This window comes from Bacteroidota bacterium, assembly GCA_039111535.1.
Taxonomy (GTDB): domain Bacteria; phylum Bacteroidota; class Rhodothermia; order Rhodothermales; family JAHQVL01; genus JBCCIM01.
In genome coordinates this window covers 1-26,523 of sequence record JBCCIM010000078.1, presented here as the reverse complement: position 1 = coordinate 26,523, position 26,523 = coordinate 1, and the positions used below count along the sequence as shown (strand labels likewise).

19 protein-coding genes are annotated in these 26,523 nt (G+C 51.5%); 8 read left to right on the top strand and 11 right to left on the bottom strand.

What is annotated here, in order from left to right; genetic code table 11:
• Window positions 1-2,779, top strand: a 2,779-nt coding sequence (locus tag AAF564_13345; protein ID MEM8486530.1) for a CRTAC1 family protein, incomplete at its 5' end; no start/stop codon positions are given.
• A 264-nt stretch (window positions 2,780-3,043) separates the two neighbouring features.
• Here the strand turns inward: AAF564_13345 and pckA are convergent.
• Window positions 3,044-4,648 carry a phosphoenolpyruvate carboxykinase (ATP) gene (gene pckA / locus AAF564_13340; protein ID MEM8486529.1) on the bottom strand — a complete coding sequence of 535 codons (1,605 nt, stop codon included), beginning with the start codon at window positions 4,646-4,648 and terminating at the stop codon, window positions 3,044-3,046.
• Window positions 4,649-4,997: 349 nt separating this feature from the next.
• On the opposite strand from pckA, the gene AAF564_13335 reads away from it, so the two are divergent.
• Entirely contained in the window at window positions 4,998-6,284 is a 1,287-nt protein-coding gene (locus AAF564_13335) for a DUF2652 domain-containing protein (GenBank protein MEM8486528.1), read from the top strand.
• Here the strand turns inward: AAF564_13335 and AAF564_13330 are convergent.
• The 3 genes from AAF564_13330 to AAF564_13320 form a co-directional block, all read right to left on the bottom strand.
• On the bottom strand, window positions 6,213-6,653 hold the full coding sequence (locus AAF564_13330) for an isoprenylcysteine carboxylmethyltransferase family protein (protein ID MEM8486527.1): 441 nt from the start codon (window positions 6,651-6,653) through the stop codon (window positions 6,213-6,215). The two genes, AAF564_13335 and AAF564_13330, sit on opposite strands and share 72 nt — an antisense overlap.
• Window positions 6,654-6,782: 129 nt before the next feature.
• Window positions 6,783-8,222, bottom strand: a complete 1,440-nt coding sequence (locus AAF564_13325; GenBank protein MEM8486526.1) for a hypothetical protein — start codon at window positions 8,220-8,222, stop codon at window positions 6,783-6,785.
• 30 nt (window positions 8,223-8,252) lie between these two features.
• A complete protein-coding gene (locus AAF564_13320; GenBank protein ID MEM8486525.1) occupies window positions 8,253-9,416 on the bottom strand; it encodes a DUF2911 domain-containing protein in 1,164 nt (387 codons plus the stop codon).
• Between the two features lie 449 nt (window positions 9,417-9,865).
• On the opposite strand from AAF564_13320, the gene AAF564_13315 reads away from it, so the two are divergent.
• The gene (locus AAF564_13315) at window positions 9,866-12,256 is read left to right on the top strand and encodes an ABC transporter permease (protein MEM8486524.1); all 2,391 of its coding nucleotides are present in this window, start codon (window positions 9,866-9,868) and stop codon (window positions 12,254-12,256) included.
• A gap of 1 nt (window position 12,257) precedes the next feature.
• Here the strand turns inward: AAF564_13315 and AAF564_13310 are convergent, their stop codons facing one another.
• Window positions 12,258-13,742, bottom strand: a complete 1,485-nt coding sequence (locus AAF564_13310) for a T9SS type A sorting domain-containing protein (protein MEM8486523.1) — start codon at window positions 13,740-13,742, stop codon at window positions 12,258-12,260.
• 183 nt (window positions 13,743-13,925) lie between these two features.
• Between AAF564_13310 and AAF564_13305 the strand changes: the two genes are divergently transcribed.
• Window positions 13,926-14,756, top strand: coding sequence for a serine acetyltransferase (locus AAF564_13305; GenBank protein MEM8486522.1), 831 nt, complete (start codon window positions 13,926-13,928; stop codon window positions 14,754-14,756).
• A gap of 13 nt (window positions 14,757-14,769) precedes the next feature.
• Entirely contained in the window at window positions 14,770-15,648 is an 879-nt protein-coding gene (cysM, locus tag AAF564_13300) for a cysteine synthase CysM (GenBank protein MEM8486521.1), read from the top strand.
• A gap of 18 nt (window positions 15,649-15,666) precedes the next feature.
• Here cysM and AAF564_13295 read toward each other — a convergent pair whose 3' ends face one another.
• From AAF564_13295 to AAF564_13275, 5 genes are all read right to left on the bottom strand, one after another.
• Complete coding sequence (locus AAF564_13295) at window positions 15,667-17,133, bottom strand: arylsulfatase (GenBank protein MEM8486520.1); 1,467 nt, start codon at window positions 17,131-17,133, stop codon at window positions 15,667-15,669.
• A 193-nt stretch (window positions 17,134-17,326) separates the two neighbouring features.
• Window positions 17,327-18,748, bottom strand: coding sequence for a Si-specific NAD(P)(+) transhydrogenase (gene sthA / locus AAF564_13290; protein MEM8486519.1), 1,422 nt, complete (start codon window positions 18,746-18,748; stop codon window positions 17,327-17,329).
• Window positions 18,749-18,791: 43 nt separating this feature from the next.
• Window positions 18,792-19,679 carry an HDOD domain-containing protein gene (locus AAF564_13285; protein ID MEM8486518.1) on the bottom strand — a complete coding sequence of 296 codons (888 nt, stop codon included), beginning with the start codon at window positions 19,677-19,679 and terminating at the stop codon, window positions 18,792-18,794.
• Between the two features lie 303 nt (window positions 19,680-19,982).
• The gene (locus AAF564_13280; GenBank protein ID MEM8486517.1) at window positions 19,983-20,342 is read right to left on the bottom strand and encodes a hypothetical protein; all 360 of its coding nucleotides are present in this window, start codon (window positions 20,340-20,342) and stop codon (window positions 19,983-19,985) included.
• A gap of 210 nt (window positions 20,343-20,552) precedes the next feature.
• Entirely contained in the window at window positions 20,553-21,959 is a 1,407-nt protein-coding gene (locus tag AAF564_13275) for a DUF1080 domain-containing protein (protein ID MEM8486516.1), read from the bottom strand.
• A gap of 273 nt (window positions 21,960-22,232) precedes the next feature.
• On the opposite strand from AAF564_13275, the gene ahcY reads away from it, so the two are divergent.
• Together ahcY and AAF564_13265 are read left to right on the top strand one after the other, a co-directional pair.
• Window positions 22,233-23,543: an adenosylhomocysteinase gene (gene ahcY / locus AAF564_13270; GenBank protein MEM8486515.1), complete on the top strand. Its 1,311-nt coding sequence runs from the start codon at window positions 22,233-22,235 to the stop codon at window positions 23,541-23,543.
• Window positions 23,544-23,746: 203 nt separating this feature from the next.
• Window positions 23,747-25,384 carry a class I SAM-dependent methyltransferase gene (locus AAF564_13265; GenBank protein ID MEM8486514.1) on the top strand — a complete coding sequence of 546 codons (1,638 nt, stop codon included), beginning with the start codon at window positions 23,747-23,749 and terminating at the stop codon, window positions 25,382-25,384.
• Here AAF564_13265 and AAF564_13260 read toward each other — a convergent pair.
• A complete protein-coding gene (locus AAF564_13260) occupies window positions 25,381-26,166 on the bottom strand; it encodes a sulfite exporter TauE/SafE family protein (GenBank protein ID MEM8486513.1) in 786 nt (261 codons plus the stop codon). The two genes, AAF564_13265 and AAF564_13260, sit on opposite strands and share 4 nt — an antisense overlap.
• 214 nt (window positions 26,167-26,380) lie before the next feature.
• Here AAF564_13260 and AAF564_13255 point away from each other — a divergent pair.
• Window positions 26,381-26,523, top strand: a 143-nt coding sequence (locus AAF564_13255) for a homogentisate 1,2-dioxygenase (protein ID MEM8486512.1), incomplete at its 3' end; no start/stop codon positions are given.

The following is a 26,523-nucleotide window of genomic DNA, read 5'->3' as shown; positions in this document are numbered from 1 at the left end:
GCAGGAAGCCGTTGCCGGCTCAGATGCTGCCGGCGCCCGCATGCAGGCGGGATTCTTGCGCAACATGCTCCTGAGCACCTACAGCTTCCGCCAGGATTTGCTTCAAGTGCAGACGCCAACAGAGGAAGTAGGGGATCTGATTGATCGATTTATTCTGATGCCGTCACCGACTTCACAGCCAGCGCCGGCGGATATGCTGCTTGCCTATAGCGAGTTGCCTCCGAATGGTTCAAGACAGCCCGTCCCGCAGGTTAGTCAGGCCGTATCTGTTGATGGTGAAGGCCCTTTTGACATGCTTGATTACTCGGAAGCAAGTGCAAATATTACCAACTATAATGAAGCTTGGCGAGCAAGTAAGACACAGGGATTTGGCGACATCATGTTTAAGATCAGCAGCGTTTCGCTACTTGATTTTAACTATGACTTTTTGATCGATCTGGCATTAGTCGGTGATAAGGGGGTAAAGTTTGTCACCCAAGACAGTACGGGAGCATTTAGTCCAGTATTATTGGATGAAGGTAATGACATGTTCATTGAAGGTGTCTATACCAACTCATGGGTAGCCGACATCGATCTGGAAGGCGATCTCGACCTTGTTTTGGCAGGAGAAAATGACGCCGAGGTCTTGCGCAATAATGGCGATGGGACTTTCGAACGTCGTAATATATTTCCTGAAGTACAAGAGCTAGTAGATTTTGCCTGGGGCGACTTTGATGGTGATGGAGACCCGGATGCTGCACTTCTTGATGCAGCAGGCGAAGTCTACCTGTATGCCAATGACCGCTTGGGCGACTATACACAACAAATCATCCCGCCGATTTTTGGCGAAGCCATTGCGCTTGCTGTAGCGGATACGGATGCTGATGCGCTGATGGAACTGGTTGTGCTCATGCGCGATGGATCAGTGTACAGCCTGGCCAACCTGCCGGGAGAGGGATGGGTGGTTACACCGCTGTTGAAGTGGGACGCATATGAAGCGTCCGAGACGAACAGCGATGGATTGTTTGTACACGACTTCGACAACAACGGGAGCGTGGATGTGCTACTTGCCGGCGCAACCAGTCAGGTGTGGCTGAATAATGGGCCGGGCACGTATGAACCCGCCGGCAGCGTACCCGGCATTGTGCAATCCGTGGCCGACCTCAATGCAGATGGGCTCCTGGATTTGACCGGGATCAACGCTGATGGCGAGCCGGCAAAATGGCAAGCGTCGGGTACCATGGATTACCACTGGCAGGTACTGCGCCCGCGGGCTGGGCAAGCACTGGGTGATCAGCGGATCAACTCTTTTACCATTGGTGGTGAAGTAGAGATTCGCGCCGGCTTGCTCTACCAGAAGCAGCCGATTCTCTCGCCTATCGTACACATGGGCCTCGGCACGCATGAAAAAACAGATGTTGCCCGGTTGATCTGGCCGAACGGCGATATTCAATCTGAGTTTGACCTGGCGGCAGATCAATCAATCTTCACGCCCCAGCGACTCAAAGGCTCGTGCCCCTGGTTATTTACGTATGATGGGGAGAAAATGCGCTTTGTGACCGACTTCATCTGGCGTTCGCCGCTTGGGTTGCGCATCAACGCGCAGGAAACAGCCGGGACCGTAACCACAGAGGATTGGGTGAAAATTCGCGGCGATGAGCTCGTCCCGAAAGATGGGTACTACGATGTCCGTATTACTGCAGAGCTCTGGGAGACCCACTTCTTTGACCATGTGTCCCTGTTGGCGGTCGATCATCCCGAAGACACAGAAATCTACATCGACGAGCGGTTTGGCTTTCCACCGCCAGAGATGAAAGTACATCATACCTCAGCAATAGCGCCTGTTGAAGAGGTGATTACCGATCTTGGTGATGATGCAACATCAACCGTTGCGAACCGCGACGGACAGTATCTGGATTTCTTCGGGCGCGGCATGTATCAGGGCATTACCCGGATGCATCATATCGAAATTGGGTTGCCTGAAGCGGTGACAGCAGCTGAAGAGCCCGTGCTTGTGGCTTTTGGCTGGGTGCGGCCCACAGATAGCTCGATCAACGTAGCCATCAGTCAGGGCGGCCAGGACAAGCCGCAGGGCCTCATCCTTGAGGTACAGCAAGCGGACGGCTCCTGGCGTATGATCAGAGATGACATCGGATTTCCCGCCGGCAAAACCAAAACTGTCCTGATCGACCTTGCCGGTGTGTTTGATGGAGATGCACAGCCTCGCATACGGTTATCCACCAACCTCGAAGTGTACTGGGATCACATCGGTTGGGCGAACCGTTCGGACGCCGAGCTAAACATTACGCAAGTTGAGCAAATAGATGCTGAACTGGTGTATCGCGGTTTTTCGAAAGTCACCGCAGCAGATGCTTCGTCTCCAGAAACGCCTGATTATCAGGTCCTGGAAGGCACGCAAGCGCGCTGGCGGGACCTTGTTGGCTATTACACCCGCTTTGGTGCTGTTGATACTTTATTGGCCCAGACCGACGATCGCTACGTGATCATGAACGCCGGCGATGAAATGCGTTTCCGGTTCGAGGCTTTGCCTGATCCGCCGGCCGGCTGGACGCGGGACTTTGTGCTGGTTGGCGATGGCTGGGTTAAAGATGGTGATTACAATACGGCATTTGGCAAAACGGTACTCCCATTGCCTACCCATGCAGATCCGTCGTACGACAGAAAGCCGCGCACGCTGTTTGATGATCCTGTGTACCAGCAGCACGCTGCTGACTGGCAGCAATTCCATACGCGCTACGTCGCGCCGGATCGGTTCAGGGAGGCGCTTGCTGATAGGTAGCGAACACACCCCTGCATGACGGGGTCACGCTGTCCCCTCTCGAGAGGGGAATGCTTGTTTTCTAATGTTCGGTTTAAGCATTACTTCTGCTTCACACACCACGTCGTTTATTTAAAATTACCCTCTTGAGAGGGTCGAGCCCGACGCGCAGCGTCAGGGTCGGGGTGTGTCTCGCTGTGGTGCCGGAATCCAAAATGACCCTGAATACAAAAAGCCCGGAGTAAACACTCCGGGCTTTCTTGTAAACAACAATTGAGGGGTAATCTACCTGATCGCAGCTTCCAGTTTGGTACTGGCTTCCAGGATTTCAGCGCTGCTTCCATCTTTGAACTGTTCAAAGTTATCCGCAAACAAGCCGGCCAGTTTTTTGGCTGCCTCGTCAAACGCGGCTTTGTCAGCCCACGTGTTGCGCGGCACCAGGATGTCGTCCGGTACATTCGGACATGCGTTCGGGATAGCCAGATCAAACACGGGATCGTTGCTAGTTGGCGCATTGGCCAGTGAGCCATCGTGGATGGCGTCGATGATGGCCCGCGTGTGCGAAAGCTTCATGCGATGCCCTGTGCCATATCCGCCGCCGGTATATCCGGTATTGATGAGCCATGCATTAGCGCCGTGCTGCTGCATTTTCTCTGCGAGCATCGTAGCATATTTGCTTGGATGCCAAACGAGGAAAGCGGCGCCAAAGCATGCAGAGAAGGTAGCTTCGGGTTCGTTGACACCCATCTCTGTGCCGGCAACCTTTGCTGTATACCCGCTGATGAAATGGTACATTGCCTGTGCAGGCGTTAGCCGGCTTACGGGTGGCAAGACACCAAACGCATCATAGGTAAGGAAAATAATGTTTTTCGGGTGACCACCAACGCAAGGCAGCTTGGCATTCGGGATGTACTCGATCGGGTAGGAGGCCCGCGTATTTTGCGTGAGGGAAGTATCCGTGTAATCTACGGCGTGTGTTTGCTCGTCGTAAACTACATTTTCGAGCAGCGTACCGTAGCGGATCGCGCCAAAAATCTCTGGCTCTTTTTCGGCAGATAGATCGATGGCTTTGGCGTAGCAGCCGCCTTCGATATTGAACACGCCTTTGTCGGACCAGCAGTGCTCGTCATCACCAATGAGTGCCCTCCGTTTATCTGCAGACAGGGTTGTTTTGCCGGTACCTGAGAGGCCGAAGAACAGCGAGACGTCGCCGTTGTCACCTTCGTTGGCAGAGCAGTGCATAGACAGCACGCCTTTTTTCGGCATGATGTAGTGCATGACCGTGAAGATGCCTTTTTTCATTTCACCGGCATACTCAGTGCCGAGAATGATCATTTCCTGGCGCTCAAAACTCAGCTCAATGCTGGTTTTGGAGGTCATGTGGTGCGTGAGCCGGTTGGCGGGGAAGGCGCCGGCGTTGAAAATTACGTAATCAGGCTCACCAAACGAGGCCAACTCCTCCGCAGTCGGGCGAATGAGCATGTTGTGCATAAACAAGGCATGGTATGCACGCGAGCAAATGATCCGCACCTTAATCCGATGCTCAGGATCCCAGCCGGCAAACCCGTCGAGGATATACAATTGGGGACAGGTGTTCAGGTAATCTGAAGCGCGCTCACGATTTACCATAAACGTGTGTTCATCAACTGCAATGTTGATGTCGCCCCACCAGATGTTGTCTTTTGAATCCTGATGCTCTACGATGCGCTTGTCTTTAGGACTTCTGCCAGTCTTTTTGCCGGAAGCGATGATGAGCGCGCCTGAATCTGCTAAAGCCGCTGTACGGTCATTATTCAGGGCCTGCTCATACAATACAGCCGGCGCTGCATTATGCAGGTAGGATTTTACATCAATTCCGTACTGTTTCAACAGTCCTTCTTGAGATGACATATATATAAAGTAGTTAAATGCTTGTGATTGAGTCTGCCAGACAAAACAACGATTAAAGCCCGGAAAAGCGGTTTTTGTTCAGCAGGCACACAGGATACAAAAGAAAAGCGCGATCTGTGCCATACTTCCTGTGAACGATCAGGGAAAAAAACAAGAACTGCCTGTTGAGGTGATAAGTTCTGCTACTTGAATTGCGATACAGAATTGGCCGGCGTGAGACGTTTTGTTCTGTTGCATTTTTTGAGATTGCGATCATCTAAACGAAATATGCCCTTTGCCAGTAACAAGATGAATGGCTGTGCGTCTCATGTAATACACATATATCATTTCGATGCCGACCGGACACGCTATGACCCAATTGATACAATCGCCAAAACCGACCTTTCTCTTCATTCCGGATATCAGCGGCTTTACCACGTTTGTTAACTCAACCGAGATTAGTCACAGCCAGCACATCATTGCTGAGTTGCTGGAAATCCTGATTGACAAAAATATACTCGGCCTTGAAGTATCCGAGGTTGAGGGAGATGCGGTCCTTTTTTATCGTGAGGGTGATGCCCCTTCATCTGCTGAAATGTTGCAACAGGTGAAAGACATGTACACAGCTTTTCATCTACACTTGAAAAAATACGAGAATCGACGTATCTGCCAGTGTGGTGCCTGTAGTACAACCAACAATCTGACCCTCAAATTTGTCGCACACTTTGGCGAAACAGCCAAGAATCAGATCAAAGCATTTACCAAGCTGTTTGGTAAAGATGTTATTGTTGCCCACAGGTTGCTTAAGAATGATGTGGCGAAACAAGAATACCTGCTTGTTACAGATGCGCTAGAGGTAGATCAGCAGACAGCTGAAGAAGTTGCAGATGCATCGTTTGATATGGCAGAAGCCGCGTATGATTTTGGTCCTATCCGGTATGCCAGTCTGGATTTGCAAAACATCCGGCATGCCATGCCTGAACCGGTCCCGGATGATTTTGGATTGCCCGGTGTCACAACAAGAGTTATGACATCGGAAGCTATCATCAATGCGCCACTTGCAATGGTGTTTGATGTAGTGTCAGACCTGAGTTTCCGGCATCACTGGCAGGAAGGCCTTTCCGGGAGTGACGATCTCAATCACGCTGTAGCACAACAAGGCTCGACTCATCGGTGCGTGATTAAGGGGGATGCAACTGATCCGTTTTTTGTCTCACATGGATTTGAGAAAAAAGGGGACACGATCACGTTCTCCGATACCAATCATAAAGATGGGATCGGCAATGTGTTTTCGCTCCAGCAGTTAGACGAAAACAAAACACGTATACGATCAGACCTGTTTTTTAAACGAAATCCAGTCAAACAGCTGTTTTTTAACCTCGTATACAAAAAACGATTGCTAGCAGGTAGTGACCTGTCCTGGAAAAATCTTGATGCGTATTGTGGCGAGTTGTTGGCAGCCGGTGAAGAACATTCATCACGCATTATCCTGAAGTCATCAGCGCCGGCAGACGAAGTAGTGTTTGGGAAGCCAGCTCCAGATTCAGGTGCTGCATCGCGGTCTCACAGCTATACCAGGGCTGATTTAGAAAATAAACGGCAGCATTCGTTTTGTGGATGTCCGGTAGGCAGCGTATTCGGGAAAACGCTCCAGTAGCAGCTGTTCTTCTATAACTGTTTTCTGATACATGGCATGGGATGACACCAGCGCACCAACCCAGGCCGGGATGGTGCCAGCGTGCAAGCTGAGACCAACCAGTACGACAATGACGCTCAGGTACATCGGATGGCGTACCCACTTGTAGGGTCCGCTTGTGATTAGTTGGGCATGGGTTTTTAGAGGGGGCGCAACGTTGAAATTACCAATCCGATTGTGGGTGATGGTATACAATCCGATGACCGCGCCGAGGGCAATAATAATGAGGGGGAGGGGGCCCCAGGGCGTTTGTGCTGTGGCGGCTGCCAGGCAGGTTATGCCGGCGCCGACAAACTGCAGAAGCACATGCAAGTAACCAGAACGATTCATGGCATCGTGTAAGCAATGAAGAGGATGGGGGCGTGCGCTGTATGGTAGGAAAAATAGGGCATAAAAAAACGCCGGCGCTTGGGCAGCCGGCGTGTTTTATATCGTGTGGCGTTGGGTTTATACTTCTGTTTAAACAGGGAATATCTGTGCCAAAGGCGGTGGGTTGGGCAGATACGTCGGCACCCGTTGTACGGGCAGGCCGGCCTGTGTAATGGCAATGCGTCCGAACAGATCGGCCAGGCTCGTTTTGCCGTTGGCAGACAGGAAGGTTTCCAGGTGGCTGGGTGCTGTTGAATCCAGCAGGATCATGGCGGCGTTTTGCCGCGCATAAATCGATGTAGAGACTGCACCACTTTTGTCGACACCGCCAAAGAGGCCAGCTGTGCCCTGAATACCTGGTGTTTCGTTGAACACGCCAATCCACCGGCGTAGGATCTGCCGTTCAGGTGCGTCTGCAGCAAACAGCCGCATGGCAGCTGCCAGCGCATCAACAGTAGCAATCGATTCGCGTGAAGTGGCTGCGTTGCCGGGTACGGTGAGCCGGCTCAAGCCATTGTCTTCCAAAAAATTTCCCTGTGCGTTCGGGGCACCCGAAAAGATACCGGGCAAATTTTCAAACCTGGCAGCATCCAGAAACGAGAACAGCACATTGTATAAGGCATCCGAAAGCTGTTGCGGGATGCTGCTGGACGGTAATGCTAGCAATGATTGGAAGTACTGGGCAGCGCTACCGTTTTTGGCTAGCGGTACGGTCAGGGTGGTCAGCGCTGTAAAAGAGTCGCCATGCTGATCGGTTGGAATACCACCACCATCAATCAACGCATTCCAGGCGTCTATGCCCACTTGCGGGTCCTGAATGGTTGTAGAGTCACCGATAAAGTAACTCAGTACAAAAGCCAGTTCGGTGTAGTAGCTCCCGAAGAAGTAATCGACGGTGTTAACATCAAACTCACCGTCGAGGGCTGTACCTGTTACCGGGAATGCTGTGTTTGTACCGCTCAGGTAGAAGTTGTACCCTTCTTTCTGATTGGCCAGAAAGGTCATGGCTTTGTCAGCAATGCCGGTCCCTGAAAAGGCACTGGCGGCCATAGCTACGCGGGCTGAAAGCACGGCGTTTTCGGGGATTCTGAACGTTGGTTCTGCCTTCTGGAAGCCATCTGATGTATTGGCAAATTCCAGATTAGGGATAAAGCCGCGGTAATCGATAAATGCAATCGAGTTTTCCTGGGCAACCAGCAGGTTGTCAATCAGGGTTTCAGCAGCGGTTGCATCAGCGATGTCAATCAGGTACTGGAGGCGATAGGCAATCGTAACTGGATCAGTAACGCCGGAAAGTACGCCATCTCTGATAGCATTGTGAGGGAATTGTGTGACCGCGTCAACGGCAGCGTTGTAGTACTGCTGGTTGAAGGTGATAAAATCAGCCACAGCAATTTCAGGACCAGTGTATTCTTCCAGCGAATCTTCCACCTGGTCGCAACTGGTCAGGCCCAGGATAAGGGCACCGCCCAGTGTAGTATGTAAAAAATCGCGCCGGCTGTACTTATGCGGCGCACTTATGTTGTACATGGTTTTGTTCTTCTTCGTCATTACAAAGGATTATTGCTTTACAGAAAAGGGCACCGTAAATGCGGTTTGATCCCAACTGAGTTGAAGTACACCTTCTTGACCGTTGGCTGTTGTTGTGATTGTAAACACTTCAACAGGTGTTTCAAGTGCAACACGCGTCATGGCAACGCGACCGAGGTCCTGGTCTTCGTTGTAGGTTGTGCCGCCTTGTCCCGTTTGCTTATTGATGATCAGGGTACCACCAGTAGGTTGCGGGATCGTAAAGAGGGTATATGTGCCGGGAGGCACCGTTACGGTATCGAACTGCAGGGTTTTATCAGTTTCGAAGTGCGTAGCACGGTTTGCACCGGTACGCCATAGTTTGTCCCATTGGACAAGGTTGCCAAAAATCTGCCGGCCACGTTTAACAGGTTGTCCGTAGTCAACGCTAATGGTTGCGCCCAAAACAGAGGCTTCGTGGTTGCCACGGCCGGAAAGCGGGCCAAAGGCTGCGCCGGCGGCATCTCGGCTGGCAAAATGCGCAGCGAGGGCATCGACGTCAATGTTGTCTTTACGGTAGACGCGCACTTTACGCGTAGTAGCCCCAGCATCAAGGGTTTGCAGGCGACCAGCATTGTCTACAGAGACACCCATGATGCCCCGAGACGGATGTCTGACGGTCATGGAGTCTGCAGAGAGGCGCACTAGCTCAAACGGCATGGCCCGGCGGCCGGCAATCAAGTTTTGTGTTATTGTTGTACTGTCAGCTGCATAGGCGCGTTTGAGCATCAGTTCAAACGGCCAGTGGATCATGTCCAGGAAAGGCAGGGCGTCGGGTGTGGTCTCAATAGATCGGCGGGTTTCTTCTCCGTCTGCGCTAGACGTGCGCTCAAATCCGGAAGAAGTGGCCAGTAAGAGATCCTTACTAAGTGGTGGAGCTTCCGGAGAAGCAGGATCCCGTACCGTGGCCTCCAAGCGTCGCATTATGCCAGCTTCATCAAGCTCCATTGTATAGTGCCGAAGTGTGGTGCTCGGCGTGCGGAGCATTACCTTTGCTTCTACACGGTTACCTGTCACAGTAAACTGTTCTGCAGCAAGTGTATCTTGTCCCAGGTAGGTAATATACGAACCCTGTTCAGGAGCATTGGTGCATGACCCCGAGACAAGTGCAATCATCAGAAAGATTACAATCCGAGAGGAAGAAGCAAGATGCATCAATTTTACACATGTAATTAAACAATGTGTACGTAAAGATCTGACATTTCAAGCATTACTTCAAGTAAAATCTGAAAGTTGTTGGTACTATTTGTAGTAGATGGTAAAATATGTGCCCTGGAGCGTGCATTTAGACATGTGAGCGGTTTGTGAAAAATCAGCAGCTATATGCTGCAAATAGTAGGGACAGGCAGCATATTTCTTCAGTGTCTTAGGCGACCGCCGCTGCCTACTGAAGAACGGCTGGTTGCAACTGTTCGTTTCTGAACACTTGTGCGTTGCAAACGAACACCAGATTGGCGATAATATCGCGTTATTGGCCTGAAATGCGATATTTAGGCCTACTGGCATGTATGTTGTAATTGAGGATGCCGTACGTTCATTTTGCCGGCAGATGGGCCAATTGCTGTTGTTGGCCGGCTTCCGAAATGCTCAACCAGGTTATGCACATGTTCAAACACAATCTTCTCATTGCCTACAGAAGCTTTATTCGCAACAAAGGTTCGTTTCTGATCAACATCCTTGGATTGACCACTGGATTGGCTTGTGCGCTTTTTATTGGCCTCTGGGTGCAAAATGAACTGGAAATCGACAGCTATCACGAAAAAAAGGACCGCTTGTACCAGGTCATGCAGCAGATTCCGATGGTAGATGGGGTGATGGTGGCTGACTGGACGCCCGGACCACTTGCACAGGCGCTCATGGACGAATTGCCTGAAGTTGAACGCGCAATTTCTGCTAAAATGGCCCCGGATGTTTTTGATGGCATTATCTCTTTCGACGAATCTTTTATCAAAGCCCGCCCACAATATGCAGATCAGGGTTTTTTTGACCTGTTTTCCTATCCCCTTTTACATGGGGATAAACAGCAAGTGCTTGGCAGTCCGTATGACGTTGTTATCTCTGCTGATCTGGCGGAAAAACTGTTCGGTACAACATCCCGGGCAATGGGGCAAACGGTAAAGTGGGAGAAGAAAATCGGCGAAATCATCGATTTTAGTAGAGATTTTACTGTAACGGGAGTCTTTGATAATGAGCCGGCGCGCACTTCTACCAACTTCGACCTGCTCTTTAGTTTTGATTTTTACCTCGAAAAAAGCCCACAGACGGCGGAGTGGTTTAACGATCAGGCGAGTACGTATGTCCTTTTAAAGCCCGGCATGAATACCTCGGAACTGGATGAAAAGATTACGTCGCTTGTTGGTGCGCGGCGGAATGCCAAACACGGTTTCTTCTTGCAGTCATACGCTTCCCGGTACCTCTATAACAACTACGACAAGGGTGCTGTAGCTGGTGGTCGCATTGAATACCTCTGGCTCTTTTCGATCATCGCTGTGCTTATGCTGATGATTGCCGGCGTCAACTTTATGAACCTCGCAACTGCGAAAGCCAGCATTCGGGTAAAAGAAATTGGCACTAAAAAGACGATAGGGGCAACGCGTGGGCAGCTCATGGGTCAATTTGTCCAGGAATCTATGCTGATCGCGCTTCTGGCTTTTGGTTGTGCCATTCTGGTTGTATACCTGTTGTTGCCCCAGTTCAATATGATAACCGGAAAAGCCCTCACGTTAGATACCAGCTTGGGGTTGTGGGCCATTATGCTGGGTGTGGCGCTACTTACAGGCTTGCTCTCAAGCGTTTATCCTGCCCTCTACCTTTCGGGCTTCAACCCCATCCAGGTATTAAAAGGTAAGATGCAGATCTCTTTTGGTGAGGTGTGGTTGCGTAAAGCCCTGGTCGTTTTTCAATTTGCTGTTTCAGCTGTGTTGATTGTCTTTGTGACCGTCATTTTTCTGCAGATGGAGTTTATTCAAACCAAAAATCTCGGGTACGACAGGGACAATGTGATTGCTATTCAACGGGAAGGTGCGCTTGAAAATGATGTGGAAACGTTTCTTGCTGAGGTTAAAGCGCTCCCCGGGGTACAACACGCCTCGAACAGCAGCAGCAAACTTATTGAATCCAGTAATTTTACCTGGGGCATCGACTGGCCCGGCCGGCAACCCGATGAACAGCTGCAAATCAACCCGTTTATTGTAAGCTACGGGTACCTCGAAACGTTTGATATCAACCTGGTCAGGGGCCGCTCGTTTGATCAAACGCATGGCAACGAATACAACAAAGTGATCCTGAATGAAGCAGCTGTAGCAAGCATGGGCCTCGAAAACCCGCTGGGAACTGTACTTACCATATGGAATGAAGACGTAGAAGTTGTCGGCGTTGCGGAAGACTTTCATTTCCAGTCGATGTATAAAGACATTGCGCCCTGTTTCTTCAAACTATTCCCGGAGGGCAACAACTATGGGGCAGAGATCAATATAAAAATCAGCGCCGGCGCAGAAGTGGCGACACTCGCCCAGATTGAGAAACTGTACACCATTCATAATCCTGGTTACCCGTTTGCCTTTAGCTTTGTGGATGATGAGTACCAGGCCATTTATGAATCAGAAGCCCGTACCTCGGTATTGTCCCGGTTGTTTGCTGCCCTGGCAATCCTTATTTCCTGCCTCGGCCTCTTCGGGCTTGCGGCCTTTACGGCTGAACGCAGAACCAAAGAAATTGGGATCCGCAAAGTGCTCGGCGCCAGTGCGTGGGGGATTGTCGGGCTGTTGTCGAAAGACTTTACACGGATGATTCTCATCGCCATTCTGGTTGCGCTCCCTGTGAGCTACTTCATTGTAGCGCACTGGCTCGAAGCGTTTATGTACAGCATTGAGCTGCAGTGGTGGATATTTGCCGGCGCAGCCCTGATCACCCTGGGCACAGCGTGGGTTACCGTGGGTTTTCAGACGTTCAGGGCATCAACAATCAACCCCGTCACGTGTTTGCAATACGAGTAAGTTAGCGGATCACCTGAAGCAGGCGGGTAACACGTGCTGTCTCGGTTGTTACCCTGTAAAAATAGGTGCCCGCCGGCAATGCACGGGCATTAAAAGGAATATCGTGTCCGCCCTGTGCGAGTATACCGTCCTGGGCGACTGCAACCGTTCTGCCGAGTATGTCTATTACTTCAAGACGCACATAGCCTGCGTTCGGTACGGTAAGTGGAATCACTGTGCTGGTATGCACCGGGTTAGGGAAATTCTGATGCAGCACCAGGGTCGCTGGTCGTGGAGGTGTTTCTGTGTTCACCGATGTTGCTACCTCTTGCGACCAGATGGAGAGGTTGCGTACGTGCCAGGGGCCGCCCCACCAATCTTCAGCCTGCACCAGTATATTGCTTGTGCCGGCTGGTATCGGGGTAAGGTAGGAGGAGAAGTGTTCTTCGATATCGAGTATCTGAGGTTGCCTGACGGCGGGGCCCCACGTTGCCCCATTGTCGAAGCTCAACGATATATTGTTACCAATACCGGCAAAACGCAAATAAGCTGCTTGTGGTGCCGGCGTCTCAAACTGCACCACACCTGCCGTGGAGGCGTCGGCGTAGCGTTTTGTTGCATGTAACATGGTAAATGGTTGCGCGGGCGCAATAGAGACGTTGTCCCAGTGCCAGGTATTGGGTGCGCACGAGCCGTCATTGTCGCAGTCTTTGTAAGGGTTGTAAGAGTGATGCCCAAACTGGATTACGGCACGGTCCCAACTTAACTCGGGAATATCCAGGTCGAACCACTGAAAGCTGTAGCCTGGCATGCCGAAAGAGAGGTGCGTGCGGGTAAGCTTGAGTTCAAACTGATCCCGCCGGCGCTGATCCGGCGTAAGGAAAGCTTCGTATCCCTGCCAGCCTTCCGACGTGGCATCCAACTCTGTTGCTTCATGGTTTTCTATAAGATAAGCCCGGAAACGGGACGTACCCCGTACGAGATCCATTGTGATGTTGATACCACGTTTGGGCAGCCCTTGCAGGTCCACTGTGCCGTCGAGCGGGAGTTGAAGGTGGTCTTCAAACGGGGTAATCCACACATCAACCCAGTCGCGTCCGGTTTTGCGCAGGGTCGACATGTCAAATGATACAGTCCCCGTTGTCTCGGAAAAATCCAGGAGGTGATTGGGGGTGAGGTATATCACGCCGTAGCCCGGGGCATTGAGCGTGGTCATCATGTGATTTTTACAGCTGTACACCATGTCTTCATACGCAGAAACCATATGCGTAGCCGGTGGCGGACCACAGTCTGAACCATGATCTGCCTCAACAGGCTCGAGGCTGTAATAATTGTCGCGGCTGCGAACGTGGACGGTAACGTCCCAGTTATCTGGATTCCACGGGCCGGGGCTTGCCGGGTCGAGGTCAAAGGTCTCGGTAAAGGCCGGTGTAGCACCCGTTTGTGCAAATGCCTTTGGGGCAAACAGTATGCAACAGAATACAAGGACCAAAGAAAGCCTGATCATGGTTGGGATGCGTTTTGTGAAATGCGGCGACGGAATATACGCGTGGTAGAGACAGCGTGGTAGATCAAAACGTAAGCAGGAACTATACCGTACCATTGTCTTCATACCCATAGTGCAAACCGGGCAGTCTTTTGCCGCTGTTTGCACCACCGCCTGCCATATGCACCTGACCAATCGATTGTTGTGCATCCAGATTTCCTCAAGAAGTTATACGCATCCCACCAGGCATGTCCGACGTGCCCCGCGCCGGCGGAGGTTGTGCGTTTTTTTGACGACCTGATCGGTGTCCTCTTTTCCGAGACATCGCAACTGAGTCACCTCACCGAGGCTGCCTTTCGGGCGCATGTTTCGTCTCTCGAGAATGAATTTGACCGCTTGTTGCAATACGTACCCGATTGTCCGGATGATCACGCTACGATTACAGCCGCTTTGTTTGAAGCCATACCGGTCATTCATAGGATGTTGCACGAAGACGTGGATGCGATGTATGCCGGCGACCCGGCGGCCAAAAGTAGAAGCGAAGTTATTCGTTCGTATCCCGGGTTTTATGCCATTGCTGCGTACCGCATTGCGCATCATTTGACAACCCTGGGTATCCACGAAATCCCGCGCATCATTACGGAGCATGCCCACAGTCGTACGGGCATCGATATTCATCCTGGTGCACACATCGGCCATCATTTTTGTATTGATCACGGGACCGGCATTGTGATTGGCGAAACCAGTCATATCGGCAACCATGTGAAAGTCTACCAGGGCGTTACGCTAGGGGCGTTAAGCGTTAACAAAGAAGATGCAACGCGGAAGCGACATCCAACCATTGAGGATCATGTTGTGATCTATGCCGGCGCCACCATTTTAGGCGGAGAAACCGTGATCGGACACAACAGCATCATTGGCGGTAATGTATGGCTCACCCGTAGCGTGCCTGCTGAATCTAAAATTTATTACCAATCCAAAATGTACCACGGCGAAGCGGGCGAAACCGACGTATACATTTTGAAAGCCAAATAATCCTGCTGCCCCCATGAAACTAGATGCACTGATAGGCAACACGCCGCTGGTAGAATTACAACATATCCCTGAAAATCCCAATGTGCGCTTATTGGGTAAACTCGAAGGCAACAATCCGGGAGGGAGTGTGAAAGACCGGCCTGCATACGGGATGATTACTGGAGCACTTGATCGTGGTGACGTGAAGCCGGGCGACAAGCTGGTTGAGGCTACCAGTGGAAATACCGGCATTGCCCTTGCCATGATTGCGCGGCTCTTTGGGCTTGAGATGACGCTCATTATGCCGGATAGCGCAACCAGAGAGCGGGTGTTGGCTATGGAAGCTTACGGTGCGCAAGTAATGCTCACGCCGGCTGCCAAAACAATCGAGCACTCCCGTGAACTGGCGCTCGATATGGCAGAGAACCAGGGGTATTTCATGCTGAACCAGTTCGGGAATCCCGACAACTACGGCATGCATTACAGGTCAACCGGTCCTGAGATTTGGCGAGATACTGATGGCGAGATCACCCACTTTGTTTCTGCGATGGGAACGACAGGTACCATCATGGGTGTATCGCGATTTTTGAAGGAGAAAAATCCAGCCATTCAGATTGTGGGTACGCAGCCCAAAGATGGTTCGCGCATTCCAGGTATCCGGCGATGGTCTCCTGCATTTCTTCCCAAAATATTTGAGCCGGAGCGGGTAGACCAGGTGGTTGATGTGAGCGAGGCAGAGGCGCGCACGCAAACAAAACGACTCGCAAGGGAAGAAGGCATTCTTGCCGGCATGAGCAGCGGTGGTGCGCTCACTGCCGCACTCAAAATTGCAGAGACGCTGGAAAGCGGCCTCATCGTATTTATCGTGTGTGACCGTGGCGACCGGTACCTCAGCTCCGGCCTTTTTGGGTAGTAACAGATAGACGAACCGTTAATCGATACTGCGGCTGAAGCCCTGGTCGCGCTGCTGGTTGAGCAGGGCAGTTAGTTCGGCTACCACTTCGGGTTCTTCAGCGTATCGATTGTTGGTTTCCTGCAAGTCTTCGGCAAGGTTATACAACTGTCCCGCCGGCCCGCCTGGGGTGGGTTCGATGAACCGGGGTTGCGTGAAACCGCCAGAGCCGAGGCCCTCAATCAATTTCCAGTCTCCTTTCCGAATGGCAAACATGCCTTCGGAGGAGTGCATAATCACATCGTTGCGGCCTGAAAGCGACTCTTTGCCCATCAACTGCGGGAGGAAGCTATGGCTGTCTTCCGCTGTATTTGCCGGCAACTCGACGTCGAGTAATTCTGCAAAGGTACCCATGAGGTCAACAAGCGAGACGAGGTGATCACTCACGAGGCCGGCATCAATCTGTGCGGGCCAGCGGGCAATTAGCGGCACGCGGTTGCCGCCTTCGTGGATGTCAGCTTTTATGCCGCGCAGGTTGAGGTTGGATAAGTGGTCGTAGCGATCGATATCGTCTTGTATCCAGAAAGAACCATTGTCGCTGGCAACCATGATGAGGGTATGCTCTGTCATGCCGTGGGCCTCCAGTTGCTGCATGACCTGGCCGACGGTCCAGTCTACTTCCGTCGTGAAATCGCCATACTCGCCGGCCTGGCTGATGCCCTGAAAGTTTTCTGTAGGCAGCCAGGGGGTATGGGGGGAGGCAAGTGGGAGGTAGAGGAAAAAAGGCTGTTCGGAAGCGTTCTCCGCGTGTTGCGCGATGAAGTTTACAGCCCGCGTGGTAAACGTTGGGTGTACATCAATGTGTTTAAATGAGGGAGCGATTGGGCCGGCGCGCCAGTAAGGGCCGCCGTATTCGTAGCCACTTGGCCCTACTGAGTCTGTTGGCAATTCCATGACTTCCTCATTTTCGACATACACGTAGGGAATCATGTCGAGAGAGGCAGGGATGCCAAAGTAGTAATCAAAACCGTGTGCCCTTGGTCCTGGGTAAAGGCGCTGGCTGTAATCCAGTGGCTCAGTTTCACCAAGGCCAAGGTGCCACTTACCGATGATGGCTGTAGCGTATCCCTCATTTTTAAGCAGCTTTGCTACGGTGGTGCGTGTTGTGTCGATAAGGTTGGCCGAGTAGCCCCGTGTTACGCCTTTCTTTAGCCGGGTTCTCCAGCTGTAGCGGCCGGTCATGATGCCGTAGCGCGTTGGTGTACAAACACCGGAGGGAGAGTGTGCGTCTGTAAAACGAATGCCTTCAGCAGCCAACTGGTCCATGTTGGGTGTTGGGATCTTGGAGTCCGGGTTGTATGCACCGGGATCACCATATCCCATGTCATCCGCAAGAATGAAGACAATGTTTGGTTTCATTACTTCGGGCGCAGATGGGGGTGTACAGGCTGTGAAAGCAACGGCAAAACAGCACAGCAAAAGGGCAACAGGCAATTGATTGGACATGATTGCAACCGGCGGCGGTGATTTTTTCGGAGCTATATTTTAAACGATTGGGCGTGAAATTGAAAGGCAACAATTATGCATTAATGCTGAATACCCGTTATAAACAGAAAATGGCCGGGCTACAGAGATAAAATCGCTGTTTGCCAGACCATTGAGCATCTGTAAGTTGAGGCGTTAATGCCTTTTTTAAAGACTATGTGAGCACAGGTTCGGCTGTACGGTTCATTACCTGGTGGAATACGTCGAGGGCTGCTACCCGGTATGCCTGTGACATGGTTGGGAAGTTGAGGACGTTTTCCTGGAAGATGCTCACTTTGTTGCCGTTGAGCAGGGCCAATTCGCCGGCATGGATCAGGTCTGCTGCGCCCTGGCTTACAATATGTACGCCTAGCAATTGCTGGCCATCGGGTGCAACAACGAGTTTGAGGAGTCCTGTAGTTGCACCAGAAATCTGGGCACGTGCGATGTCGGCAAAGTTGGCTTTTCCAACGTAGATGTCGCCGAATTTTTCGCGTGCTTCTTCTTCGCTCAGGCCAACACTGGCCATTTCGGGGATAGCATAGATGCCAATGGGCAAGTAGCTGAAATCAACGCCGGTGTCGCCCATACCGAGGGCGTGGCAAACTGCGCGGCGTCCCTGTTCCATGGCGCTGGCTGCCAGTGAAGGCCGGCCAACAACATCACCTACTGCATAAATGTTGGGGATATTGGTCTGGTATTGGTCGTCTACCACAATATGTCCGCGTTTGGTCTGTTCGATGCCAACTGTTTCGAGGCCCAGGCCTTCGACGTTGGCGAGTCGACCAAGTGCAACCAGCAATTTGTCGCTGGAAATTACATCGCCAGAAGCCAGTTTGGTGACGACCTGTGAGACGCCGTCCCAGGTAACAGACGTGATTTCAGCGCTTCCGTAGTGCTCGCCACCGTTTTGTTTGAAATGCTCCAGATAGCTGTTTACCAACTCGGGATCCATAAACATGAGCGGCCGCGGGGCGCGGTCAATCATGGTTACTTTTACCCCCAGCAAAGCGAAAATAGAGGCATATTCTGAGGAAATCACGCCACCACCCAGTACGGTCAGCGACTGTGGCAAATAGATCAAGCTGAGGATCGAGTCACTGTCGAGGATGTGTTCGTGATCAACCGGAATCTCCGGCGGCCGGCGCGGACGCGACCCGGTGGCAATCACTATGTTCTTAGCCGACAGGATGCTGGAGCTGCCATCGATATGCTGTACACGCACCTGGTTTTGGTCCACGAGGCTTGCTTTCCCGTGGATCAGGTTGACGTCATTGCGCCGCATTTCTTCTTCGATAGAAGTTTTTTGCAACGCCAGGACTTCGTCGAGCCGGCCCATCAGGCTATGAATTTCAACATCGCTACGCAATTCATACTGAAAGATGTTTGATACCGACCGAAGATTGGTCAGGTTCAGGGCTGCTTCGCGAAGTGTTTTACTAGGAATGGTGCCGTGAAACACACATTCACCACCCACGTTGCGGGCGCGTTCGATCAGGGCGACCCGTTTGCCCGATTTTGTGCCTTCAACGGCAGCCTGTTGGCCGCCGGGGCCACTACCGATAACAATGATGTCGTAGTTGTTTGCGTTGTCCATGCTGATGTCGGAACTGGTTTCGGAGCCGCTATTAGGGCCCGGTTTAGATTGCCATTGCGGCTATGATTTCGGAGATGCTGTCAAGTTTGTCGAAAAGCAGTTGTACATCTTCGGGGTACAGGTTGAGCAAGTGAAATGCTGGATCCGAGCGCAAGACCTCCTGTTCTTTTTCTAAGGAATCTCCTATGAGGAGGGCCAGTTGGCTGGCCAGGTAGGTTGCAATGGTTTCGTCTTTGAAGGTTGGGGCTTCTTCGTAGTTGGTGTAGTACAGGCAGGTTTTGCTGACCAGATCGGGTAATCCCCAGGAGAACGTGAGAATAGAGCCGACGCTGTTGTGGAAATTATTCATCAAAATGGTTGCCGTATCTTTATCGAGGGTACGGCCAAGTTCTTCTTGCAAGCCGATGCAAGCCTGCAGAATGACAGGTTTCCCGATGGTATGAAGCAACCCACAGAGGTATTGGCCTTCGATGTTACGGCGTCGCAGGCGAGCAATCTCTTTGCCAAAGAGGCCGGCTGCAAAGGCGTGGCGCCATAACTGGCGAACCATTTTTTCGAAGCCTTTGATCTGGAATACATCGCTTTGCAGGGAAATGCCAAAAGCGATGTCTCCCACAAGCCGGCCGCCAAGTCGTGTTATCGCTTGTGTGAGCGAGGCAATTTGTCGCGTGCCGCCATACGATGCTGAATTGCTCACCCGCAAGACATGGCTGGCGAGCGCCTGATCCTGGTGGATCAAATTTGACAACTCGGCAATGTTCATGTCCGGGTTGGTTGTCATCGTGAGGACCTTGCTTGGTACTTCGGGAAGTACCGGGAGGGCCAACTCTTTTCGGTCAATCAGATTTGCCAGTGCTGCGCAAAAGACATCAAGCGTTTCACTGTTGTCACTGGTTGGCGAATCGTCAATCAAAAGACCTGTGTTGCTCATTGGAATTTGTTTTGAAGGAGCCAAAAGGATGAGTAGCAATGGCCAAAAAACAAATACTGAGCCAGCGGCGCATTTGGCGGTGCTACAGGAGAGATCTCAGTTGAATACACTGAAGCCGGCGAGGCTGAAGAGAACAGTAGAACGGTATCTGTGCGCCCGATTATGGGTTGATCAGGCCTTGTGCAAACATCATGTGCCTGTAGTTGTCGCGTTGAGGTGTCTATAGATGCAACGTGGGCGGGAAGTGCGGTTTTTGCTGGAGAAGGAAAGGATTTCCGATTTAATCGATGGCAGTGTTATCGATCAGGCAAAGAGGCGATAGGCGCCCAGGTCGAAGTCGCGCACAAACTGGCGAAGGGTTTCTGGGAGTGTTACGATGTAGCGCTCATTGCCATTGGACTGTATGCCCGTGTGCCATGCATCAGCGACAGAAAGGGCCATCTGTGGATCGTTGAAGCAAATCCCATCTACGCCAACCATCCCACCGAGTGCATGTGCAATCGGGCAAGTTGTTGCACGTCCCTCTGCACCTGCCGGCATAGCCTGCAAACTTGGGAGATTCAGCGAGGCCCGCGCCTCATTGACCTGTGACAATACGGCTTCGAGACGTGGACGGAAAGGAAGCAAAAACAGCGTAGTGAGGAGGTCGAAGAATTTTTTCATGCTTTGGTTTGAGCCGAGGGAGGGAGGGTTGGGAGGCGGTCGAGAGCGACTTCGACAGGCCTTGCTCCCTTTTTCTATCGGCTGATAATCCAAAGACTTAAGCTTGACACAGAAAAAGGTTGATTGGTTGAAGGTTAAAGGTTGCAGGTTGAAGGGATTGCAGCACTGTAATAGCCCAAGAACCTTCAACCAGCAACTTTCAACCGGTTTTCAGAATTCGCGAATTTTGATGCTCCTAAACGAAACGTGGTCGCCGTGGTCCTGGAGGAGGATGTGGCCAGCAGGGGCTTCGCCGAAGCTGGGCCATACGTTGTATTTGCTTTTTGCCACGAGCGCCCGGTAGATGGGGGTGCCGCGCTCGTATTCGAGTACTTTCTCGTTGTTTAGCCAGTGTTCAACATGGTTTCCCTTGACAACAAGCCGCGCCCGGTTCCAGCGGCCGGGTCCGTTGACGCGTTTGCTCGCGCCGGCCCTGGTCATGTTGCCGGCCGGGATGAGGTCGTAGAGGGAGGCCAGCGTTCTGTTGCCGCCAACACCCTGATCTGCATCCGGATGTCGGTTGTCGTCGAGGATCTGGTACTCAAGGCCAATCGACGAGCCGGGCCCTTTGTTGAGATCGGTGAGCACGAAGTACTTAATGCCACTGTTAGCACCTTCCGCAATTTTGAAGTCTAGCTCCAGTTCAAAACTGCTGTACGTATCGGTGGTTACGATGTCGCCGCCGTTGGTTGATTCGCCGCCATCTGAGGCGAGGACAGAAAGCACACCGTCTTCCATGGCCCATCCGGATGCTGGGAAATCGTCCAGTCTGGCGCCTCGCCATCCGTCGGTTGACACGCCATCCCACAGCAGGCGCCAGCCACGGCGTTCTTCTGTTTCAGTGATTGTATTGGGCACATAATTGAATTCGGGAACTGCCGGATCTGGCGCCCAACGGGCTTCTTCCAGGTTTTTAGTTTTTATCTGGATATTGCGCCACCGGACTTCACGGCCGGCTTGCTCTTCGCTTCCGATGCTATGCACCTGGAGGGCGATAAAGCCGCTTGCTGTCATGTCGTCGACCAGGTTACTTGCCATGACGCCATTGAGCCATGTGCGGATGGATGCGCCGACGGCTTCTATGCGGACCTTATTCCATGTGCCTTGCTTGAAGGCAGCCCGCGCCGGCGCATTCCTGCTCAGGCTGTAGATCCAGCCGCGCCGGGCTTCATCGTAGATACCACCCGTCCAGGCCCGTGATGCAGGGTCAATTTCAACCTGATAGCCGTGTACGCGGCCGTCGTAATAATCTGCTTTACTCATGCTACGAATCTGGACGCCAGAATTCAGCAGGGGATGGACCAGGAATTCGTATTCTAGAATGAAGTTACCGTAATCCTCGCGGGTACAAAGGAAACTGTTTGGTGTTCGCATCACGGTTGTGCCGACTATTTCGTCGCCATCGATGTGATAAGTTGCCTCACCGTTTCGCTGGACCCAGTTGTCGAGATTCTCACCATTAAACAGCGGCGTCCAGCCGTCATTGGATTGATTTTGTGCGTTGAGGCCTGCAGGAAGACTGAGGCACAGCAGGAGCAAGCAGCATAACATACGGGGTAGCGGGGTGGCAAAATACATGGTTTGGCATGTTGATTGGAAAGAGACACGTGTGAGGTAATATTAATTCCCGTGACTTCTTTGTCAAGGTGATAAGTGTATGCACTTTGAGCGGGTATTTGTCTTCAAGCAATATTCCAGTGCGCGCGGGAAGGAATTGCATAATCAAAAGTAAGAAACCAAACGGCTCCTCGCGCTTTGAGGAGGTGGAATGATTCTGAGGTTTGCCCTATGTGCAACGATCTCATTAAGCACCCTGTCTGAATCAGATTAACCCGAAATTTACCTGTTTATATGGAAGCTGTAGATAAAAAAGTACCTTACAAAGTAAAGGATATTGGTCTGGCTGAATGGGGTCGGATGGAGATTGAACTGGCTGAAGCAGAGATGCCCGGCCTGATGGCACTTCGTGAGCAATACAAAGACACCAAGCCCCTGGCTGGTGCCCGTATCGCCGGCTGCCTGCATATGACGATTCAGACGGCTGTGCTTATTGAAACGCTGGTAGAACTGGGCGCTGAAGTGACCTGGTCTTCCTGTAATATCTTCTCTACCCAGGACCATGCTGCCGCTGCAATCGCTGCCGCAGGAGTTCCTGTTTATGCCTGGAAAGGGATGGACGAAGATGAATTCTGGTGGTGCATTGAGCAGACGCTGCATGCGTTTGATGGCGACAAGCCACTCAATATGATTCTTGACGACGGTGGTGACCTGACTAACATTGTGCTGGATAAATACCCTGAGCTGGTAGCCGGCATCAAAGGTCTCAGCGAAGAAACCACAACAGGTGTTCACCGCCTTTATGAGCGGATGGAAAATGGCACGTTGCCACTTCCTGCAATCAACGTGAATGATTCGGTAACGAAGTCTAAATTCGATAACAAGTACGGTTGTAAAGAGTCTTGCGTTGATGCAATCCGTCGTGCAACGGACATCATGATGGCCGGCAAAGTTGCTGTTGTTGCCGGGTATGGCGACGTGGGCAAAGGATCAGCTGCTTCGCTTCGTGGCGCTGGCTGTCGGGTGATCGTGACCGAAATCGACCCGATTTGCGCACTACAGGCTGCCATGGACGGCTTCGAAGTAAAGAAAATGATTGACGCCGTTAAAGAAGCTAACATTGTTGTTACTGCAACCGGCAACAAAGACATCATCTCAGCCGAGCATTTCAAAGCGATGAAAGACAAAGCAATTGTCTGTAACATCGGACATTTTGACAATGAAATTGATGTAGCATGGTTGAACGAATCTGGTGCGGTCAAGCAGACGATCAAGCCGCAGGTAGACAAGTACACCATCGATGGCAAAGATATCATTCTGCTTGCAGAAGGCCGGCTGGTTAACCTTGGTTGCGCTACCGGACATCCATCATTTGTAATGTCGAACTCGTTCACCAACCAGACGCTCGCACAGCTTGAGCTCTGGGAGAACGCTGACAATTACGAAAACAAAGTATATATGCTGCCCAAGCACCTCGACGAGCAGGTTGCACGGCTCCATCTTGCCAAAATCGGCGTTGAACTCGAAGAGCTGTCTGAAGAACAGGCAGATTATATCGGTGTCAAAAAAGAAGGGCCATTCAAACCTGAGTACTACCGGTACTAGGTGCGTATACTAGGCGCGTTTTGCAACTCGCCCTACTTTTTAGAAAAGGCGTTAATCTTTCGGATTAACGCCTTTTTTGTTGTAGATCTGCCGGCAAAGATGAACAATAAGCTGAAGGTTGGTATTTTTATTGATATCCCTTGCAATGATATTGTGCCCCTGTTTGTGCACAAACGGTTCACCTACCCCTGGATTCTTAGCATATGATTCTCAGCAAAATTGACAAAGGCCAGCTCCGGGCCAACATCTTCAGGCACCTGGATGGGATTGTAATGGCGCCAACGGTTTACGCATTACACCAGGCTGGACTCATGCAACAGTTTGAAGGTGGTGAGGAAGTTCAACTGGCGATGCTAACAGAGATGAGTGGGGCCAATGAGGGGTATCTCAATGTGGCTTTGCGCATGCTGTGCTCACAGGGGTGGCTAACACAACGCATAGATGCAAGCACCAATCACATCTATTTTCGGGAGACGGAGAAAGGTGAAATTGCGCGCGAATATTTCCCCTTCTACAAAGAAGCGGTTGCTTTTTTACCGTACGCACTGCGCATCCCAGACTACATCTTAAATGGTTTTGATCCCAAAGCCTTTATGCACTTGAAGCAGCTTTTTAGGCATTATGAAGCGCGTTTCGGAATGCCAGATGCTGCTGACCCTGAAACGAAAGCTGTACAGCAGCAAATACTCAAACATATCGAAGGTGTCATTGTGGGGCCCTTGGTTGTCGGCCTTGGTATGAACGGGTTATTTAATGAGTATTTCAGCATTGCACCTTTTGAGGTAGAAGAATTTACGCAGCACCACGATGAAATTAAGGCGGTCGTGGACTTCTTTACCTCCATCGGCTGGTTCACACAGAATGGCACGGTTTACAAGTTTACACCACGCGGCTTATTTCTTGCCCGGCGGGCTGCTGCGTATGGAGTCACGGTTTCATATCTGCCTACTTTTATCCAGGTGCATGAATTACTGTTCGGAAATCCAAACGTATTGCGCAACAAGCCGGCATCCAGTCCTGAGGTCCACGTCAACCGTGCAATGAATGTGTGGGGGAGCGGTGGCGCACACGCCAGCTATTTCAAGAAAATCGATGAAATCATCATCGACCTGTTTAACCGTCCGGTACACGAACAGCCCAAGGGCTTCCTCGATATGGGGTGTGGGAATGGAGCATTTATCGCGCATATTTTTGAGGTGATATTTCGGCAAACCTCCCGGGGCAAAATTCTCGATGAGTATCCGCTTTTTATTGTTGGTGCTGATTTCAACGAAGCGGCGTTAAAAGCCACAAGAAGTACGCTCAATCACGCGGGGATTTGGGCAAAGGTGGTGTGGGGGGATATCGGGCAGCCTGATTTGCTTGCCGATGAACTACAGAAAAAATACGACCTGTTTCTGGGCGATTTGCTGAATGTCCGTTCTTTTCTCGATCACAACCGGCCGTACCAACCACCGGTGCGCATCACGTTGTATGAAACTCTTTCAACGGGCGCTTTTGCCTCCAGAGGGCACCGGTTACCTAATGCAGAAGTGGAAGCAAGTCTTGTTGAGCACTTGTCGCGCTGGAGTCCCTATGTGCAGCGGTTTGGGTTGTTGGTTATCGAACTCCACACCACACCGCCGGCATTGGCGGCTGTCAACATCGGCCGTACGGCAGTAACTGCATATGATGCTACGCATGGGTTTTCAGATCAGTACATCCTCGAACTGCCCGCCTTCCTGGCTGCTGCAAAGAAGGCCGGCCTGGCACCCGATCCCACCTGTCAGCACAAGTACCCCAATTCCGATCTGGCAACAGTCAGCATCAATTTGCTGAAAGCTACCGGCAAGTCCGACTAGACCCAAAAGAACCGGAGCGCCGCTGCGGCGACAATTAAAATTAGCAGGCGGTGAATCCATACATTTGCGTTTGGCATGTGGGCTACAAAACGAACAGCAACCCAGGCGCCAATGGACTGAAAAACAGCCATCGCCAAGCCATACCCGATATGTACTTGTTCGTGCATGAAAAAGACTATTAGCGCAGGAATGCTGAACGCAAAGACAATCAATAGTTTGATCCCATTGCCTTCTCCAAGGCTATACCCGCCAACAAGCACGAGGCCTGCCAGCAGGAAAATGCCCACGCCGGCCTGAATAAAGCCGCCGTAGATTCCGATCAAAAAGAAAATGAAAATTGTGAAAGGGTGCTTAAGACGCTTTTGATCGACATCGGAAGGTTGAATCCACCGTTTGGGATTAACCAATAAGACGAGTAGCATAAATACCATCAGGCCGCCGATGGTATAGTTCATCATCTGCTCGTCGATGGATGCCGCAATGCGAGAGCCAACGATGGCACCTGCTATGGCCGGCGCGACGAGCCACCCTGCACCTTTGAATGATGTAGTGCCTGTTTTTTGGAAGGAGCGCACTGCAACAGCACTCTGAATCACAGCGCCAATGCGGTTGGTCCCGTTGGCTACCGGGGCAGGCAGGCCGCAGAGGAAAATGAAAATCGGCAACGTAATCAGCGAGCCGCTGCCGGCAAGGGTGTTGATGATGCCAGTAAGGATACCAGCGACCATAAACACAAACATTTCGCCGAAGGACAAATCGATGGTAAAGAGGTCTGTCAACAAAAGAGTCACCTGTTTGGTAGGTTGACTATATTAGCCTGTGCGGTGCGGAAATGCGACGTTGCCAATGTCTAATTTTGGTGTGTTTTTGCAACGTACCAGCGCCACTTTGCCGGTACACAAAACTGTTTATTGCCAATACAGTATGTTAGGCAGATGAGCATCGCTTACCGTACAACACCCAAGACAACCCGAAATGCATCAAGCTTAAGACCTTATGCCTATTTACCATAAATTGGGGCGCATACCTGACAAGCGCCATACACAATTCCGACAACCGGATGGTTCGCTATACAACGAGCAGCTATTTGGCACCATTGGCTTCGATGGTATGTCGTCATTGATGTACCACATCCACCG